General features: G+C 65.2%; 14 protein-coding genes. 1 reads left to right on the forward strand and 13 read right to left on the reverse strand.

Annotation, left to right across the window (positions count from 1 at the left end; genetic code table 11):
• Positions 1-84: 84 nt before the first annotated feature.
• The 3 genes from M3A49_RS02995 to M3A49_RS03005 form a co-directional block, all read right to left on the reverse strand.
• Positions 85-2,355, reverse strand: coding sequence for an ATP-dependent DNA helicase (locus M3A49_RS02995; protein ID WP_266227421.1), 2,271 nt, complete (start codon positions 2,353-2,355; stop codon positions 85-87).
• A gap of 76 nt (positions 2,356-2,431) precedes the next feature.
• A complete protein-coding gene (locus M3A49_RS03000; RefSeq protein WP_028204122.1) occupies positions 2,432-2,665 on the reverse strand; it encodes a DUF465 domain-containing protein in 234 nt (77 codons plus the stop codon).
• Between the two features lie 87 nt (positions 2,666-2,752).
• Positions 2,753-3,760: a colicin transporter gene (locus M3A49_RS03005; RefSeq protein ID WP_416338911.1), complete on the reverse strand. Its 1,008-nt coding sequence runs from the start codon at positions 3,758-3,760 to the stop codon at positions 2,753-2,755.
• Between the two features lie 192 nt (positions 3,761-3,952).
• Here M3A49_RS03005 and M3A49_RS03010 point away from each other — a divergent pair, with 192 nt between their 5' ends.
• Positions 3,953-6,304, forward strand: coding sequence for a Tex family protein (locus tag M3A49_RS03010; protein ID WP_266227423.1), 2,352 nt, complete (start codon positions 3,953-3,955; stop codon positions 6,302-6,304).
• 99 nt (positions 6,305-6,403) lie between these two features.
• Here M3A49_RS03010 and M3A49_RS03015 read toward each other — a convergent pair whose 3' ends face one another.
• The 10 genes from M3A49_RS03015 to der form a co-directional block, all read right to left on the reverse strand.
• On the reverse strand, positions 6,404-8,290 hold the full coding sequence (locus tag M3A49_RS03015; protein ID WP_266227424.1) for a potassium transporter Kup: 1,887 nt from the start codon (positions 8,288-8,290) through the stop codon (positions 6,404-6,406).
• A gap of 261 nt (positions 8,291-8,551) precedes the next feature.
• The gene (locus M3A49_RS03020) at positions 8,552-9,121 is read right to left on the reverse strand and encodes a phosphoribosyltransferase (protein ID WP_254352815.1); all 570 of its coding nucleotides are present in this window, start codon (positions 9,119-9,121) and stop codon (positions 8,552-8,554) included.
• Between the two features lie 23 nt (positions 9,122-9,144).
• A complete protein-coding gene (locus tag M3A49_RS03025) occupies positions 9,145-10,491 on the reverse strand; it encodes an adenylosuccinate synthase (RefSeq protein ID WP_266227425.1) in 1,347 nt (448 codons plus the stop codon).
• A gap of 179 nt (positions 10,492-10,670) precedes the next feature.
• The gene (locus M3A49_RS03030) at positions 10,671-11,822 is read right to left on the reverse strand and encodes an ATP phosphoribosyltransferase regulatory subunit (protein WP_266227426.1); all 1,152 of its coding nucleotides are present in this window, start codon (positions 11,820-11,822) and stop codon (positions 10,671-10,673) included.
• 121 nt (positions 11,823-11,943) lie between these two features.
• A complete protein-coding gene (locus M3A49_RS03035; protein ID WP_028210024.1) occupies positions 11,944-12,135 on the reverse strand; it encodes a DUF2065 domain-containing protein in 192 nt (63 codons plus the stop codon).
• Between the two features lie 47 nt (positions 12,136-12,182).
• Positions 12,183-13,097 carry a protease modulator HflC gene (gene hflC, locus M3A49_RS03040; RefSeq protein WP_266227427.1) on the reverse strand — a complete coding sequence of 305 codons (915 nt, stop codon included), beginning with the start codon at positions 13,095-13,097 and terminating at the stop codon, positions 12,183-12,185.
• A 13-nt stretch (positions 13,098-13,110) separates the two neighbouring features.
• Positions 13,111-14,592 (reverse strand): FtsH protease activity modulator HflK, encoded by a 1,482-nt coding sequence (hflK, locus tag M3A49_RS03045; RefSeq protein ID WP_266227428.1) that lies wholly within the window; start codon positions 14,590-14,592, stop codon positions 13,111-13,113.
• 98 nt (positions 14,593-14,690) lie between these two features.
• Positions 14,691-15,854 (reverse strand): GTPase HflX, encoded by a 1,164-nt coding sequence (hflX, locus tag M3A49_RS03050; RefSeq protein ID WP_266227429.1) that lies wholly within the window; start codon positions 15,852-15,854, stop codon positions 14,691-14,693.
• A gap of 74 nt (positions 15,855-15,928) precedes the next feature.
• A complete protein-coding gene (gene hfq / locus M3A49_RS03055; protein ID WP_027793540.1) occupies positions 15,929-16,165 on the reverse strand; it encodes an RNA chaperone Hfq in 237 nt (78 codons plus the stop codon).
• A 166-nt stretch (positions 16,166-16,331) separates the two neighbouring features.
• On the reverse strand, positions 16,332-17,666 hold the full coding sequence (gene der / locus M3A49_RS03060) for a ribosome biogenesis GTPase Der (RefSeq protein WP_254352821.1): 1,335 nt from the start codon (positions 17,664-17,666) through the stop codon (positions 16,332-16,334).
• Positions 17,667-17,828: the final 162 nt, after the last annotated feature.

Raw genomic sequence — 17,828 nt, forward strand, 5'->3', positions numbered from 1 at the left:
AGACATACGGCGGGCAAGCAAAAAAGCCACGAACGTGAGTTCGTGGCTTTTTTGTTATGCGGCGCGCATGAAGCTGCATGAGACTTAACGCGCTTCGCCAGGCTCCGCTGCCTCCTCGTTCTTCTCTTCGAAGAACGCCTGCACCACTTCGATCTCCCGGGTCCGCTTGAACGGCGGCAGGCTTTGCCATATACGTCGTCCGTACGGTTTGTCGACGAGACGGGTGTCGCAAATCATCAACACGCCGCGGTCAGTTTCCGCGCGAATCAGTCGCCCCGCGCCCTGCTTGAGCGTGATCACCGCCTGCGGGAGCTGGTGGACCGCGAACGGGCTCAGACCTTTCTTCGCCAGCGCATCAAGGCGCGCCGCCAGCACCGGATCGTCCGGCGGCGCGAACGGCAGCTTGTCGATGACCACGAGCGAAAGCGCATCGCCGCGCACGTCCACCCCTTCCCAGAAGCTCTGACTGCCCACGAGGATCGCATTGCCATAGGCGCGGAAGCGCTCGAGCAATTCCGTGCGGCTCGCGTCGCCCTGCACGAGCAGCGGCGTGTTCCAGCCGCGCGCCTCGATCGTGTCGCGCAGCTTCTGGGCAATGCGGTCGACGGCACGCAGCGTCGTGCATAGCATGAAGACACCGCCGCCCGACGCCTCGATCGCCGGGAGCGCCGCGTCGAACACGGCGTCGGTGAATTGCGGCGACGACGGCTGGGGCATGTTGCGCGGCACGTAAAGCAGCCCTTGTGTGGGATAGTCGAACGGGCTCGGCAGCGTCATCGAACGGCGCGAACTCAGGCCCATTTGCGCCGCGTAGTGTGTAAAGTCACCGCGCACCGACAGCGTGGCTGACGTGAAGACCCACGTGCGCGGCACACCGGCGCGCTGCTTGGCGAAGATCGGCGCCACGGAAAGCGGGGTTTCGTGCAGTTGCACCGTGTGCGAAAACACCTCGACCCAGCGGACTTTCTCGTCCGCGTCGTCCGGCGCGTCAGCCTTTTCGTCCTGCCCGTCCGCGTCGGCCTTACGTGCTTCGCGCGCCGGCGCGGCGCCCTGCGGCGCGGTCCAGCCCGCGAGAATGCCCTGCAGTTCGCGCGCGCGGCGCAGGCACGCGCCGATCGATTCGGCGCGCTCGGCCTGCCCCGCGAGTGCCGTGGCAAGCGTGCCCAGTTCGGTCTGCAGCACGTCGAGCGCATCGAAGAGCGGGTGATCCTCGGGCAACTGCGTAATCGACAGCCGCAGCGAATCTTCCTTGAACGCGAGCCGCACGTCGCGCGCAGCGCGCTCCAGCGCCGCACCGAGCTTGACCCACTCCACCGCGTCGCGCGCGTGGCTCAGGCCTTCGGCCACGCAATCGCGCGCGAGCTCGAGGAACTGCGCAGTCGAAAGCGTTTCGCCGAAAAAGAGCGTTGCCGTTTCGGGCAACTGGTGCGCCTCGTCGAAGATGATCGTATTCGCGCTCGGCAGCAGCTCGGCCATGCCGGTGTCGCGCAGCATGATGTCGGCGAAGAACAGATGGTGATTCACCACCACGATGTCGGCCTGCTGCGCCTCGCGGCGCGCCTGCATCACGAAGCAGTCCTTGTAATGCGGACACTCCTGGCCAAGGCAGTTATCGCGCGTCGATGTCACCATCGACCAGACGGCCGCCGTCTCGGGCACGCTCGCAAGCTCCGCCTTGTCGCCCGAGCGCGTGATCTTCGCGAAGCGCACGATTTCCTGCAGATACGCGGTTTCCTGGCGCGACGGCAGCCGGCCGTTGTCGGCCGTGCGCTGCAGATAGTAGTGGCACAGATAGTTGGCGCGGCCCTTGAGCATCGCCACGCTCACCGGCACCGCCAGAGCGTCGCGCACCGTGGGGATGTCGCGCGCGAAGAGCTGGTCCTGCAAGTGCTTGGTGCCCGTCGAGACAACCACCTTGCCGCCCCACAGCATGGCCGGCACGAGGTACGCATAGGTCTTGCCCGTGCCCGTGCCCGCCTCGACGATCAGCGTGTTGTCGCCGTTCCCGCCAGCGGCGCGCGCCGCTTCCTCGGCGCCGGACTGCGCCGGCGCACCACGCTCGACCCGCCGCGCCGGGCGCGACTGGAGTTCGAATGTCGCGGGATCGGGCAGCGATTGCGCGGCGGCTTCCATCGCGGCCGCGACCGCGCGCGCCATTTCGATCTGCGCAGCGCGTGGGCGATAGCCGTCGATCTCGCGGGCGAGCAAGCCGTCGGCCGCGAAGAGCTCCTCGAGCTCGGCGGCGCGGCGGGCGCTCAACATGGGTGCAGCGGCTGTTTGCGTCGCGCGCGCGTCGGCCTCCGGCGCGCCGCCTTCGCGCGCGGGCCGGGAACGGGAAACGGTCGTTGAATTCAAGGCAAGCGGTTCCTGCTCGGTCCGGAACGGCGCAATCCGCCGACTGCCGCGCCCCGGCGCCTGCCAGGACCTGGAATCAGGCGTGCCCGTCCGAAGTCTTCGTTGAATCGGGGTCCAGCTGCAGTTGCAGCAGGAGGATGTTGTCCTTGACCTTGAGCTTGCGCTTCTTCAGCCTCTGCAGTTCGAGATCGTCATAGTCCGGGGTGTCGGACATCCTGTCTATCAGGCGGTCCAGATCGCCATGTTCCGATTCCAGTTGCAGAATGCGGTCACGAAGGACCTCGGTCTTGACTTCACGATGCTCGCGCATGCTCGCCTCCTCGACATATGCGGCGCGCGCTTGCGAAGGACGACGCGCCTGAGGTTGCAGTCCGGCTGAAAAAGCGTGCTACTCGTGCTACTGGTCCTGCTGTTCTTCCTGCTGCTTTTGCTGTTGCTGCTGCTGTTTTTCTTGTTGCTGCTTTTGCTGCGCCTTCTCAGCCGCCTGTTTCTGACGCTCTTCGACATCGGCCTTATGCTTCACCGCGTCTTCCTGCTTCTGCTGGTAGCGCTGGGCCTTGTCGGCGCGTTCCTGAGCCTTTTGTTCGCCCTGGCGCCGCGCTTCGTCAAGCTGGTTCTGGTAGTTCGCCTGCTTCTGGTCGTACGCCGCCTGGTTCGCGTTGCGCTGCGATTGCTCACCCTGGCGCTGTGCCTGGGCCAGCGCATGCTGCCGCTGCTTTTCCTGATACGCCTGCTCGTTCGCCGCACGCTGCGGCGCCTCGGCCTGACGCTGCGCCTGATCGAGCGCATGTTGCTGCTGCTTCTGTTCGTACGCCTGCGCGCTTGCCGCTTCGTTGGCGGCGCGCTGCGGCGCATTGGCTTCGTCCTGCGAGCGTTGCAATGCGGCCTGCTGGTCGCGCTGCTGCGCATGCGCGGCACGTTTTTCGTCGTCGAGCGCCAGTTGCTCACGGCGGATATCGGCCTGCACGACGCGCATCTTGTCGCGCGCCTTGCCGATGCAATGATTCACGAAGAACGTGCTATAGCAGTTGTGCTGCGCGACTGCATACTGATAGTCGTTCTCCGCGCTACGACGGTCCAGCACCTGCTGCCGCGCGTCGAAGTCGCTCTGCTGCGACTGTGGCGCGCCGGTGGCCCCAGCCACCTCAGACGCTGCGAGCGGCGCGTTGCCCAAAGCCGCCGGCTGCACCGGCGCAGTTGCCGCACCTTGCTGCTGCAGCGGCCCTGTCACCCCGACCGCCTGCGCGAGGGCCGGAACGCTCGCGCCGAGGCTCAACGCGACGGCACAAATTGCCCCAAGAGCGGGGAACCGCCGCGTAACGCCAACAGGCGTGCGAAACCGGGCAAGGGGCAAATCAGGGGAGAAGCGGGAGGTCGTCAACGTCTTCTGTGGGCAGCGGAACATGAGGGAAATTCTAACACCCCCCGGGTTGAGCGCCCGGCCATTTATGGCAAAATGCCCCGCTCCACCGGCCGGCGGGCGCACCCGGCAACGCGCCTATTTGCACACTGGGCGCCCCGGGCGCTCGAGCCCTCACCGGCCGCCGGACCGCAAACCCGGACCGCAATCCGATCCTCGCAGGAATATCCAGACCCTATGACGGAAACCGTAGCACTCAAGATCGTCCAGCGTATCGCCACTGAACTAAGCGTGCAGCCACGCCAGGTCGCAGCCGCCGTGCAGCTTCTCGACGAAGGCTCGACCGTTCCGTTCATCGCCCGTTACCGCAAGGAAGTCACGGGCAATCTCGACGATACGCAACTGCGTACGCTCGAAGAGCGACTGCTCTATCTGCGCGAACTCGAAGGCCGCCGCGCGGCGATCCTTGCGAGCATCGAGGAACAAGGCAAGCTCACCGACGAATTGCGCAGCGCCATCGAAGCGGCCGACAGCAAGCAGGTTCTCGAAGACCTCTATCTGCCCTACAAGCCCAAGCGCCGCACACGCGCGCAGATCGCGCGCGAAGCCGGCCTGCAGCCGCTCGCCGACGCGCTGCTCGCGAACCCGCTGCTCGACCCGCAAACGGAAGCCGCACAGTACGTGGACGCCGAAAAGGGTGTCGCCGACATCAAGGCCGCGCTCGACGGCGCGCGCGACATCCTCTCCGAGCAGTTCGGTGAAACGGCCGAACTGCTGGGCAAGCTGCGCGACTGGCTGCATAACCAGGGCGTGGTGATGTCGAGCGTGGTCGAGGGCAAGGAAAACGAGGAAGGCGAGAAGTTCCGCGACTACTACGACTATTCCGAGACCATCAAGACCGTGCCGTCGCACCGCGCGCTCGCGCTGTTCCGCGGCCGCAACGCCGGTGTGCTGATGGTCAAGCTCGGCCTCGGTGGCGAACTGGACACGCAGGTGCCGCATCCGGGCGAAGCGATGATCGCGCGCCACTTCGGCATTGCGAACCAGAATCGCCCGGCCGACAAATGGCTCTCCGATGTCTGCCGCTGGTGCTGGCGCGTGAAGGTGCAGCCGCATATCGAAAACGAGCTGCTCACCAACCTGCGCGAGCACGCGGAAAATGAAGCGATCCACGTGTTCGCGCGCAATCTCAAGGATCTGCTGCTTGCCGCGCCGGCCGGCCCCAAGGCCGTGATCGGCCTCGATCCGGGCCTGCGCACGGGCGTGAAGGTCGCCGTGGTCGACCGCACGGGCAAGCTGCTCGCCACCGACACGATCTACCCGCACGAGCCGCGCCGCGACTGGGACGGCTCGCTCGCGAAGCTCGCGCGCATCGCCGCGCAGACGCAAGCGGAACTCATCAGCATCGGCAACGGCACGGCCTCGCGTGAAACGGACAAGCTCGCGAGCGAGCTGATCTCGAAGCATCCCGAATTCAAGCTGCAGAAGATCGTGGTTTCCGAAGCCGGCGCGTCGGTTTATTCGGCGTCCGAACTGGCTGCGAAGGAATTCCCCGAGCTCGACGTGTCGCTGCGCGGCGCCGTTTCCATCGCGCGCCGTCTGCAGGACCCGCTCGCCGAACTCGTGAAGATCGAGCCGAAAGCGATTGGCGTGGGCCAGTACCAGCACGACGTGAACCAGCGCGAACTCGCGCGCTCGCTCGACGCCGTGGTCGAGGACTGCGTGAACGCCGTGGGCGTCGATGCGAACACGGCCTCCGTTGCCCTGCTCGCCCGCGTGTCGGGCCTGAACTCGACGCTCGCGCGCAATATCGTCGATTACCGCGATGCGAACGGCCCGTTCCCTTCGCGCGAGCACCTGAAGAAGGTACCGCGTCTGGGCGACAAGACCTTCGAGCAAGCCGCCGGCTTCCTGCGCATCAACGGCGGCGACAATCCGCTCGATCGCTCGTCGGTGCACCCGGAAGCGTACCCCGTCGTCGAGCGCATGCTCGCGAAGATCAAGCGTACGATCGGCGACGTGCTCGGCAGCCGCGAAGCGCTTTCGGGCCTCGCGCCCACCGAGTTCGTGGATGAACGTTTCGGTCTGCCGACGGTGCGCGACATCCTGAGCGAACTGGAAAAGCCGGGCCGCGATCCGCGCCCCGAGTTCAAGACGGCGACGTTCCGCGATGGCGTCGAGAAAGTCTCCGACCTCGTGCCGGGCATGCTGCTCGAAGGCGTCGTGACGAATGTGGCCGCGTTCGGCGCATTCATCGACGTGGGCGTGCATCAGGACGGGCTCGTGCACGTCTCGGCCATGTCGACGAAGTTCATCAAGGACCCGCACGAAGTCGTCAAGGCCGGCCAGGTCGTGAAGGTGAAGGTGCTCGACGTCGACGTGAAGCGTCAGCGCATTGCGCTCACGATGCGTCTGGACGACGACCCCGCGAGCGCCGGCACGTCGCGCAGCGGCGGCAGCGCGGGACAGTCGGGCAACCGCGACAATCGCGGCGGTGGCAATCGCGACAACCGTGGAGGCCAGCGTTCGCGCGATGCGGAACCGGCGGGCGCGATGGCGGCGGCATTCGCGAAGCTCAAGCCACGCTGATGTCCGCATGACGCAACGTGAGCCGCATCGGCTCACACGTTGCTTGCGCAACAAAAAAGGCACCTTGGGGTGCCTTTTTTACTGGTCGAACCGACGCGATCAGATCTCGATCTTCGTCCCGAGTTCGACCACGCGGTTCGCAGGAATGCTGAAGAAGTCGGTGGGCTTCGCGGCGTTCTGATGCATCCACGCGAATATGCGTTCGCGGAAGATCGACATCCCCGGTAGCTGCGTCGGCACGACCGTTTCGCGCGCGAGGAAGAAGGACGTATCCATCATCTCGAACGTCATGTTTTGCGTACGCGAAATTTCGTCGAGCACGGCTTGCACATCGGGCGTTTCGTTGAAGCCGTAATCGGCCTTCACGAGATAGAGGCCGCCGCCGACATCCTTCACTTCCACGCGTTCGGCGTCCGCCACGTAGGGAATGTCGCGGATCACGAACGTGAGGAAGATCGTGCGTTCGTGCAGCACCTTGTTGTGCTTGAGGTTGTGCAGCAGACTCACCGGCACGAGCGATTCGCTGCCCGTGAGATAGATCGCCGTGCCCGACACGCGATGCGGCGGGTGCGCGAGCAGCCCTTGCAGGAAGGGCATGAGCGGAATACCGTCGGCGGCTGTGCGGTCCTTCACGATCATGCGGCCCTTGAACCAGGTCATCAGCAGGAAGAACAAGAGGGCACCGATGCCGAGCGGCAGCCAGCCACCCTCCTCGACCTTCAGCAGGTTCGCGCCGAAGAAACCCAGATCGACGGCCAGCAGCACCGCGATGATGCAGGTGACAAGTGCCTTGTTCCACTTCCACACCTTCGTCATCACGACGGCGACGAGCACCGTGGTGATCACCATCGTCGCGGTCACGGCGATGCCGTATGCGGCGGCCAGATTGTCCGAACTCTTGAAGGCGACCACGATGCACAGAATGATGAAGAGCAGCATCCAGTTCACGACCGGCACGTAGATCTGGCCGATGGCGAGGTCCGACGTGTGCAGCACCTTCATGCGCGGCACGTAGCCAAGCAGAATGGCCTGACTCGTGAGCGAGTACGCACCCGAGATCACAGCCTGCGAAGCGATCACGGTCGCCACCGTGGAAAGCACGACGAGCGGCAGCAAGGCCCAATCCGGCGCGAGCAGGAAGAACGGATTCCCGATCGCGCGATGGTCCTGCATCAGCAGCGCGCCCTGCCCGAAGTAGTTGAGCACGAGCGAGGGCATCACGAGCGTGTACCAGGCACAGCGAATCGGCTTCGCGCCGAAGTGGCCCATGTCCGCGTAGAGCGCTTCCGCGCCGGTCAGCACCAGCACGACCGAGCCGAGCACCACGTAGGCCTGCAGCATGTGCGCGCCCATGAAACTGACCGCGTAATACGGACTGAGCGCCGCGATGACGCCAGGCGCCTGCACAATGCGCGAAACGCCAAGCACACCGATGGTGATGAACCAGAGCACCATGATCGGGCCGAACAGGCGGCCGACCAGCGCGGTGCCGTGCCGCTGGATCCAGAACAGCACGATCAGGATCACCATCGTGAACGGCAGCACCAGATGCGAGAGCTTGGGCGCGGCGATTTCGAGGCCTTCCACCGCCGACATGACCGAGATGGCCGGCGTGATGACGGCATCGCCGTAGAACATGCACGCGCCGAAGATCCCCAAGGCCGTGAGCAGCGCAGCCGACCTGCTCTTGCGGTTGAACGAGCGCATGGCGAGCGCCATGAGCGCGAGCACGCCGCCCTCGCCGTTGTTGTCGGCGCGCATCACAAGAAGGACATATTTGACGCTCACGACGATCACGATCGCCCAGAACAGCAGCGAAATGACGCCGAGAATGGAAGTGTCGTTGAGCGGAATGCCGTGCGATGGGCTGAACGCCTCTTTCAGCGAATACAGCGGGCTCGTGCCGATGTCGCCGAACACCACGCCGATGGCCGCTACGGCGAGAGTAGGTAGCGGCTGCTTGGCCGCGTGTGTGCTAGTTGTCATATACGCGGTAATCCGTTGCGAGGCGGAAAAAACGAGCGCTATTCTAAACCGGGCTGCGGCGGAAACCGAGCGGTCGTCGCGGCACTGCGACATCCCGCTGTCCCCGCGCAGTTTAGCACCGGCCCCAGATGCCGTCTGCCCGCCTGCGCCGTCGCCGGCGATTCGGTGGGCGACGCACAAAAAAAACGGAGCCATAAAGGCTCCGTCGCTGGATCTGACCGCCGCGGGTGTGGGAACACTGACGGCGGTACAACTCTCGCATTACTTCTGCACGTCTTGCGCTTGTTGCAGACCACGCTTGATCCACGCACCGAGATTGTGCGGGCGCACCGTGTCCCACTCCTCGAACGGCTGGTGGATCCACGGGTTGGTCGGCAGATGCTGGACGAAATAGTCCGGCGTCACCTTCGAGCAGCCCTTGTACCAGAGCACCGCCGAGCGCACGCCGGTCACGGCCGGGTAGCGCTCCTTGAGGTGCTCCTGCACGCGTGCGAGCGTGACGCCCGAATCGACGAGATCGTCGACGAGCAGCACGTTGCCCTCGAGGTGACCGCGCGTCATCGTGATGTACTGCGCGATGTCGAGCTCGCCCTGCTCCGTGCCGGCGGCTTCGCGATACGAACTGGTTGCGAGGATCGCCAGCGGCAGGTCATAGATGCGCGAGAGCTGGTCGCCCACGCGCAGACCGCCGCGTGCGAGGCACAGGATCTGGTCGAACTTCCAGCGCGACTCGTGCACCTTGAGCGCGAGCAGTTCGATCAGCCGGTGATACTCGTCCCAGCCGACCCACAGGTTCTTTTCATCGTTGCGCGGGTCCATCATTTGAATCATTTTTGCTTCTGCCTTCTTGCTACTTAGACCTTGAACGGATGACGCAGCAGGATCGTTTCGTCGCGATCCGGGCCGGTCGAAACCATGTCGATCGGCACACCGGCGACTTCCTGCACGCGCGTGAGATACGCCTGCGCGCTCCTGGGCAGCGCGTCGAACTGCGTGATGCCGATGGTGCTTTCGTTCCAGCCTTCAAACGTCTCATAGACCGGCTCGCACGCGGCCACTTGCGAGGCGCCGCGCGGGAGAATGTCCACGTCCTTGCCGTTCACCTTGTAGCCGACGCAGAGCTTCACTTCGTCGAGACCGTCGAGCACGTCGAGCTTCGTGATGCACAGACCCGTCACGCCGTTGATCTGGATCGAGCGGCGCAGCGCGGCGGCGTCGAGCCAACCGGTGCGGCGCGGACGGCCGGTGACCGAACCGAATTCCTTGCCGACCTTCGCGAGCGTGAGGCCCACTTCTTCCTGGCGATCGGCGTTGTCGGCGTCGTACAGTTCGCTCGGGAACGGGCCCGAACCGACGCGCGTACAGTACGCCTTGGTGATGCCGAGCACGTAGTTGAGCTTTTGCGGACCCACGCCCGCGCCTGCCGATGCCGCACCCGCGACGCAGTTACTCGACGTGACGAACGGATAGGTGCCGTGGTCGATGTCGAGCAGCGTGCCTTGCGCGCCTTCGAACAGGAGGTTGCCGCCTTCGTGGTTCACGTCATACAGACGACGCGAAACGTCCGTTACCATCGGCTTCAGACGATCGGCGTACGAGAGCATCGTGTCGAGCGTTTGCTGATAGTCGACCGCCGGCGCACCCAGGTACTGCGTGAGCACGAAGTTGTGGTAGTCGAGGTTCTCGCGCAGGCGCTCCGCGAAGGCTTCCGGCTCGAACAGGTCCTGCACGCGCAGACCGCGGCGTGCCACCTTGTCTTCGTATGCCGGACCGATGCCGCGACCCGTCGTACCGATCTTCGCGGCGCCGCGCTTGGCTTCGCGCGCCTGGTCGATAGCGATGTGGTAAGGCAGGATGAGCGTGGTGGCTTCGGAGATGAACAGGCGCTTCTGGACGTCGATGCCCGCTTCTTCGAGCTCGCCGATTTCCTTGAAGAGCGCTTCGGGCGAAAGCACCACGCCGTTGCCGATGTAGCAGGCGACGCCGGCTCGCATGATGCCCGACGGGATCAGCCGGAGAATGGTCTTCTTGCCGCCGATGATGAGCGTATGGCCGGCGTTGTGACCGCCCTGGAAACGCACCACGCCTTGCGCGTGGTCCGTCAGCCAGTCGACGATCTTGCCCTTGCCCTCATCGCCCCATTGGGTGCCCACGACGACGACATTGCGCCCCGGGGTTACATTCACTGCGCTGGCAGACATGGTGTTTCGTTAGCTGGTTAAAAACGTATTCTACCTGGGTTCAGCGGCAAGGCCGCCTTTTTTTCCCGGGAATCGCGGAATTTCCTTTTGCGCTCAATGGCATGCGCGATGCGAAGCGTGCTTTGGCGCGCTTGCGCGGCGGCTACCGGGGCGGCGTGAATAGCCGCCCGAGTGCGGTATCAGGCGTGCTGTTCGACGACCCAGACGCCGTCGCGCTCGATGAGCACGCGGTCGCAGGCGAACTCGTCCATGTCGTGCTCGTGGCCCGGCAGCGCCTGGATCACGACCTCGCCTGCATCGCGCAGCGCGGCGACAGCGGTGCGCAGCGCCTCGTCATGGCGCCACGGCGCGAGGATCGCGCTGCTGCGCGCTTCGACCGGTGAAATACGCGCCACTTCGCGCAAATCGAGCGAGAAGCCCGTTGCCGCGCGGGCACGCCCGTAGACCTCGCCCACCTTGTCGTACCGGCCACCACGGGCCACGGCGTTCGGCACGCCGTCCACGTAGGCCGAGAACATCACGCCGCTGTGGTACGCGTAGCCGCCGAGATCCGCGAGGTCGATCATCAACTCCGCACCCTCGATCTCGCGCACGAGGAACGCGAGGTCGTCGAGCGCGCGAGCGATGCCCGGCAGCGCCGGCAGTCGCGTGCGCGCCTCGTCGATCACGCTCGCGTCGCCGTAGAGCGACGGCAGCGCGCGCAGGGCGTCGCGCGTGGCGGCATCGAGGTCCTGCGTGAGTTCCGCGAGACGCGGCACGTCCTTGCCGGCGAGCGCTTCATACAATGCATCGCCAAGCGCAGCCGCAGCCGGATCCGCTTCGAAGATCGCCGCGAGCACACCTGCGTGCGAAAGGTCGAGGCGCACCTTGGAGAGGCCCGCGAGACGCAGCGCATCGAGCATCAACTGCTGGATTTCGAGGTCCGCTTCGAGGCCCGCGTGACCATAGATTTCCGCGCCGGTCTGGATCTGTTCGCGTGTGGCGTGCAGACCGCGTGGCAGCGTGTGCAGCACGTTGCCCGCGTAGCACAGGCGCGTCACGCCCTGGCGGTTCAAGAGGTGCGCGTCGATGCGCGCGACCTGCGGCGTCATGTCGGCGCGCAGGCCGAGTGTGCGGCCCGAGAGCTGATCGACGAGCTTGAACGTGCGCAGGTTCAGGTCGCGCCCGCTGCCCACGAGCAGCGACTCGAGATACTCGAGCAACGGCGGCATGACCATTTCGTAGCCATAGGCGCGGAAACGGTCCAGCAGGCGGCGGCGCAGCTCTTCGATCTTGCGCGCTTCGGACGGCAGCACGTCCGCAATATTCTCGGGGAGTAACCAGGTCGACATCGGTTGAGTCCTGCCACAATGAGGGCCGCGCGCGGCCAAACGCCACGCGGCCCGATAATTCGGAATCCGTCAAAAACGCCAATCGCACACCGCATCTGAGGGCGACTGCGGCACGAGGCCGTCAGGTCGCCAGCATCAGCAGGACGAGGCCGAGCCCCATCACGATGAGCCCGCCGATCCTGATGTGATGCGGCGGCCGTTCCGCGATTTTACGGAATGTGTCGCGCCACGCCGTCGGAAAGACGAACGGGAACATGCCCTCGATAATCAGCATCAGCGCGATCGCGAGCAAGAGGGAGCCAGCTATGTCCATGCGAAGAAATACGCCGCGCGGTGCGCGGCGCGTGTGTCTCGTTTTGTCTAGTGTTTGCGCGGGGCGGCGGAAGCGGGAGCGTTATCTGCGCTATTCGCGCCGCCGTTCGGACCACGCATGAAGCGGAAGAAATCGCTCGACGAATCGACCACGATGACGTCGCCGGGCCGGAAGCTCTCGCGGTACGCGAGCATGCTCTGATAGAACCGGTAGAAGTCCGGGTCGCGCCCGAACGCCTCGGCGGCAATCGCGGCGGCCCGGCCGTCGCCCTCGCCCTTGATCGATTGCGCCTGGGCGTAGGCGTCGGCCAGCACGCCCTGCTGCTTGCGCTCCGCGTCGTCCTTGATCTGCTGCGCTTCGGCCGCGCCCTTCTCGCGAATCTCGGCAGCGGCCTGCTCGCGCGCGGCACTCATGCGTTTGAAGACCGTCTGCGCCAGTTCCGGCGGGTAATCGACGCGCGTGAGCTCGATGGCGATCACGTCGATGCCGAGCGGCGCCGCGGTTTGCCTCAGCGCGTCGCGCGCGCCATTGGCGATGGCTTCCTGCTGCGCGAGCGCCTCGGTGAGCGTGACCTTCGAGATCGCGTCGCCGAGCGCGTCGCGCGACAGCGAGGCGAGACGGTCGGAAAGCGTCTGCGCATCGCCCTTGGTCGCCGCGAAGAGCTTGAGCGGATCGGAAATGCGATAACGCACCACCGGGTTCACGAGCAACTCGGTCTTGTCCGAGGTCGTGTAGCGGTCGGCGTCGGGCGCATCGAACGCCTGAATGCGCGTGTCGATGAACGTGACGGTCTGGAACGGCGGCGGCAGCTTCACATGCAGCCCGGGACCGGCGAGCGTGGCATTGGCCCCGCCCGACGAAGAAATGATGGCGACGTGGCGCGGATCGACCATGAAGACGGCCGACGACGCAACCAGCACGACAACCACGACGGCAACGACGAGCGCAATGATCTTGTTCATATCGGCGCGCCCCTTATTGCACGTCGCTTTCGCGGCCGCGCGAGCGGAACGCATCGCGCGAACGGAAGGCGTCGCTCGCGGCGGCTGCCGCGTCGCTGGCCGTGGTTGCGGGAGCCGCGCCTTGCGGCTGCGAGCCTTGCTGCTGTGCGCCCGGTTGGGTGCCTGGCTGCGCGCCTTGCTGCGACTCGCTGCCGGCTGCCGGCGCGGAAGCCGCATTGGCGTCCGAAGCCGCGCCTGCCGTTGCCGCACCAGCGCCTGAGGCCGAGGCCGCAGCCGCGCCCGTTGCGCCCGCCGCGACGGCGGCGCGTTGACGCGTCGTGTCGACGAGTTTGTCGAGCGGGAGATAAATCACGTTGTTGCCCGACTTGCTGTCGACGAACACCTTCGTCGCATTCGAATAGATGTGTTGCATCGTCTCGAGATACATGCGCTCGCGTATCACAGCCGGCGCCTTCGCATATTGTTCGTAGACCTGTGTGAAGCGCTGCGCGTCGCCCTGTGCCTGCGAAACCACGCGTTCGCTGTACGCCTTGGCCTCATCAACGAGACGCGCCGCCTCGGTCTGCGCGCGCGGCAGCAGCTGGTCGGCATAGGCCTGCGCGTCGCGCTTCGCGCGGTCGCGGTCCTGGCGCGCCTTGGCTTCGTCGTCGAGCGCAGCCTGCACCTGATCGGGCGCCGAGACGCTCTGGATCGCGACGCCGGTCACACCGAGGCCCGTCTTGTACTCGTCGAGCGAGTGCTGGATCGTGTCCGCAAGCTGGGCGCGAATCGGCTCGCGGTCCGCGTACAGCATGTCGTTCGTGCTGCGCGCGCCCACCACGGTGCGCACCGCCGCCTGGGCGGCCTGCGTCACGGTGAGGTCGGGATCGACGCTGCGGAACAGATAGTCGGTCGGCTGCTTGACCTGGTACTGCACGGTCAAGCGCACGTTGAGAATGTCGCCGTCATGCGTGATGACCGCGGCGTCCTTCACGTTTGCCGGACGCACGAGGTTGCTGCGGCCGATCTCGACGGTGCGGATCTGACCGATATTGACGATTTCGTGAGTCTGGAACGGATACGGCATGCGCCAGTGCACACCCTGGCCAACCGTGTGGCGATACTGGCCGAACTGCAGCACGACGCCAGCCTGGCCTTCCTGAACGACGAACACGCCGCTGCCCACGTAGATCGCGATCAGCACGCCGAGCACGATGCCCACGCCGATGCGCGCGCCATGGCCATTGTCCGGGCGCGGTCCGAAGCCGCCCGGCCCCTTGCCCTTGCGGCCGAAGAAAGCGGACACGCGGCGGTTGAAGTCGCGCCACATTTCGTCGAGGTCCGGCGGACCGTCGCCCTTGTCGCCGTTGCCACCCTTGTTGCCGTTATTGCCCGGCGGGCGGCGCCCGTCGTCAGAACGCTGGCCATTGCCGTCGCCTCGACCCCAACGCGGGTCGTTCAGCGAGAAAATGGCGCGCGCGCGCTGCCAGCCAGTCCGCTTGTTGTAATCGTTCACCTGTGTTCGTTCACCAGAGTAGACAGCGGGTCAATTGCGTGCGGATTCCATCGGAGCCGCTGGGCCGGCCTTGCGTGCAAGACAATGCCGGGTGCGCCTCAGCGCTCGTGTTCCCAGCGAGGTTCTTCCTGCACCGCGCTCCAGTCTGCGGCCAGGGACTGCGGCGCACCGGCAAGCGGCTCGGCAGTCGCGATTTCGGCGATGACGGAGCGCAGCGCATCCAGTCCGACACCTGTGCGGGCGCTCAAAAAGACGCGCGAAATATTACCATATTCATCACGCTCGACCGTTCCGCCGCGGGCCGCCAGTTCCGGCACGGCGTCGATCTTGTTGAAGACCAGTACCTGGCGGATCGTGTCCGCGCCGATATCGTGCAGCACACCGTTCACCTGATCGATCTGATCGAGGCGCACGGCGCTCGACGCGTCCACCACGTGCAGCAGCAGGTCGGCCTGCACCGTTTCCTGCAGCGTCGCGCGAAACGCGGCGACGAGCTGGTGAGGCAGCTCGCGGATGAACCCGACCGTATCGGACAGCACGATCTGCCCCACTTCGTCGCCGAGCCAGACGCGCCGCGAGGTCGTGTCGAGCGTCGCGAACAGCTGGTCGGCGGCGTAGGCCTGCGCCTTCGTGAGCGCATTGAAGAGCGTGGACTTGCCCGCGTTCGTATAGCCCACGAGAGACACCGACATCGTGCGGTTGCGCTCGCGCTGACGCCGCTGCGTGCCGTGCTGGCGACGCAGCTTCGCAAGCTTGCCCTGCAGCATCTTGATGCGCTCGCCGATGAGCCGGCGGTCGGTTTCGAGCTGCGTTTCACCCGGGCCGCGCAGGCCGATACCACCCTTCTGGCGCTCGAGGTGAGTCCAGGCGCGCACGAGGCGCGTGGCGAGGTATTGCAGCTGCGCGAGTTCGACCTGCAGCTTGCCTTCGTGGCTGCGGGCGCGCTGGGCGAAGATGTCGAGGATGAGGCTCGTGCGGTCGACCACGCGGCGATTGAGCGCGCGCTCCAGATTACGTTGCTGGGCGGGCGACAGCGCGTGATTGAAGATGACGATTTCGATGTCGTTCGCCTCACAGGCGAGGCGCAGTTCCTCGGCCTTGCCGCTGCCGATGAACATGGCAGCGTCGGGGCTGGAGCGTCGCCCGGTGAGCGTGACAGCGGGAGTGGCGCCCGCGCTTTTGGCGAGCAGGCTGAGTTCTTCGAGACTGGCTTCGAACTCGGTCTTGCCGAAGTCGATGCCGACGAGTGCGGCGTTGATCAAATTAGAGGATGTCAAAATGAAAGCGGCCGGACCAGAGCAGCCTGCGAGGCGCCCCGGGCCGGCCGCGTCATGGGTCAGGACGCTTCCGTATCCGGGTGGAAGTTCACCGGACGGGCCGGAACCACCGTGGAGATGGCGTGCTTGTAAACCATTTGCGTAACCGTATTACGGAGCAACACGACGTACTGGTCGAACGATTCGATGTTCCCTTGAAGCTTGATGCCGTTGACCAGATAGATCGAAACAGGCACGTGCTCCTTGCGCAGCGCGTTCAGAAACGGGTCTTGTAACAATTGCCCTTTGTTGCTCATAGCAAACTCCGTATTTTTTTGCAGGTTTAACTTATATTGGGGTGAAGAAAAAGAAATCCACCACCAATCGCTACACTATAGCCGATTCTCGTTCCCCCGCGCGGTTCCTGGCGGTTCGGCCAGGAGGCCTTTGCGGGGTAGCGAACGCTATTCAGCAACAGCCTGGTTATTTTTCCGTATAGGGATTCGTCGAGGAGCGAAACTCTATGCGCAATGGAGTGCCGGTGAGCGAGAAAGTTTCCCGGAAACGATTCTCCAGATAGCGCTTGTAGGTCTCTGTCACGGCGTCGAGTGCATTGCCGTGAATGACGATGATCGGCGGGTTCTGTCCCCCCTGGTGCGCGTAGCGCAGCTTCGGACGCACCGGGCCGCGGCGGCGCGGCTGCTGGAACTCCACGGCTTCGATGAGCGCGCGCGTGAGCTTCGGCGTGGGCAGTTTCGCCATGGCGGCGGCATAGGCGTCGTCCACCGAGCGCATCAGCGGGCCGATGCCGAACTTCTCGGTCGCTGAGATGAAGCGCATTTCCGCGAAGTCGAGGAACTTCAGCTTGCGCTGCAGGTGGTGCTTGGTGCGCTCGCGCGCGTGGTCGTCCATGCCGTCCCACTTGTTCACGCCCACCACGAGCGCGCGGCCCTGTTCCACCACGAAGCCCGCGATATGCGCGTCCTGGTCCGAGATTTCCTGCTGCGCATCGAGCAGCAGAATCACCACGTTGGCGTCGGCGATCGACTGCAGCGTCTTCACCACCGAGAACTTCTCGATCGCTTCGAACACCTTGCCGCGGCGGCGCAGACCCGCCGTGTCGATCAGCGTGTACTTCTTGCCGTTGCGCTCGAAATCCACGTAGATCGAATCGCGCGTGGTGCCCGGCATGTCGAACGCGATCACGCGGTCTTCGCCGATCAGCGTGTTCACGAGCGTCGACTTGCCCACGTTCGGGCGGCCGACGATCGCGATCTTGATGCCGTGCTTCGCGGCGTCTTCTTCGCTTTCCTCGGGCTGGTCGGCGTACGCTTTTTCAAGCGCCTCGTTGATCATTTCCGTCACGCCGTCGCCGTGCGCCGCGGAAATGGCGCGCGGGTCGCCGAGACCGAGTTCGTAGAAGTCGGCGGCCACGGCGCTGTACTTCATGCCTTCGGCCTTGTTGACGACGAGGAAGATCGGCCGGCCCGTCTTGCGCAGGTAGTCGGCGATGTGCTTGTCCTGCGGCGCGAGGCCATTGCGGCCGTCGCAGATGAACACGACGATATCGGCCTCTTCCACGGCCTGGCGCGTCTGACGCGCCATCTCGTGCAGGATGCCGTCCTTGGCGACCGGCTCGAAGCCGCCGGTGTCGACCACGAGATACGGGCGATCGCCCGTGCGCCCTTCACCGTAGTGACGGTCGCGCGTGAGGCCAGGCAGGTCGGCCACCAGCGCATCGCGCGAACGCGTGAGCCGGTTGAACAGCGTGGATTTCCCCACATTGGGGCGCCCGACGAGGGCGATTACGGGTTTCATCTGATCTTTTCTACAGTAAGGCGCAGCGCCGGAGAGTCCGGCGCGCTGCGCGGCAAGCCCCGCGCGTGCGGGGCTGCATCAATTGCAAATTATCACGAAATTCACGAGCGGGGCCGCGGCCCCGAGCCGAAAGCGCGGCGCGACCGGGGCTGGACGCCGCGC

Source organism: Paraburkholderia sp. CNPSo 3076, from assembly GCF_026343935.1.
GTDB lineage: Bacteria > Pseudomonadota > Gammaproteobacteria > Burkholderiales > Burkholderiaceae > Paraburkholderia > Paraburkholderia nodosa.

Bases quoted from the DNA above. Each gene is read 5' to 3' on its own strand.
- M3A49_RS03020 (WP_254352815.1), bottom strand. From the start codon at position 9,121: ATGATTCAAATGATGGACCCGCGCAACGATGAAAAGAACCTGTGGGTC.
- hfq (WP_027793540.1), bottom strand. From the start codon at position 16,165: ATGAGCAACAAAGGGCAATTGTTACAAGACCCGTTTCTGAACGCGCTG.
- M3A49_RS03005 (WP_416338911.1), bottom strand. From the start codon at position 3,760: ATGTTCCGCTGCCCACAGAAGACGTTGACGACCTCCCGCTTCTCCCCT.
- M3A49_RS03030 (WP_266227426.1), bottom strand. From the start codon at position 11,822: ATGTCGACCTGGTTACTCCCCGAGAATATTGCGGACGTGCTGCCGTCC.
- M3A49_RS03015 (WP_266227424.1), bottom strand. From the start codon at position 8,290: ATGACAACTAGCACACACGCGGCCAAGCAGCCGCTACCTACTCTCGCC.
- hflC (WP_266227427.1), bottom strand. From the start codon at position 13,097: ATGAACAAGATCATTGCGCTCGTCGTTGCCGTCGTGGTTGTCGTGCTG.
- M3A49_RS03025 (WP_266227425.1), bottom strand. From the start codon at position 10,491: ATGTCTGCCAGCGCAGTGAATGTAACCCCGGGGCGCAATGTCGTCGTC.
- M3A49_RS03000 (WP_028204122.1), bottom strand. From the start codon at position 2,665: ATGCGCGAGCATCGTGAAGTCAAGACCGAGGTCCTTCGTGACCGCATT.
- der (WP_254352821.1), bottom strand. From the start codon at position 17,666: ATGAAACCCGTAATCGCCCTCGTCGGGCGCCCCAATGTGGGGAAATCC.
- M3A49_RS03035 (WP_028210024.1), bottom strand. From the start codon at position 12,135: ATGGACATAGCTGGCTCCCTCTTGCTCGCGATCGCGCTGATGCTGATT.
- M3A49_RS03010 (WP_266227423.1), top strand. From the start codon at position 3,953: ATGACGGAAACCGTAGCACTCAAGATCGTCCAGCGTATCGCCACTGAA.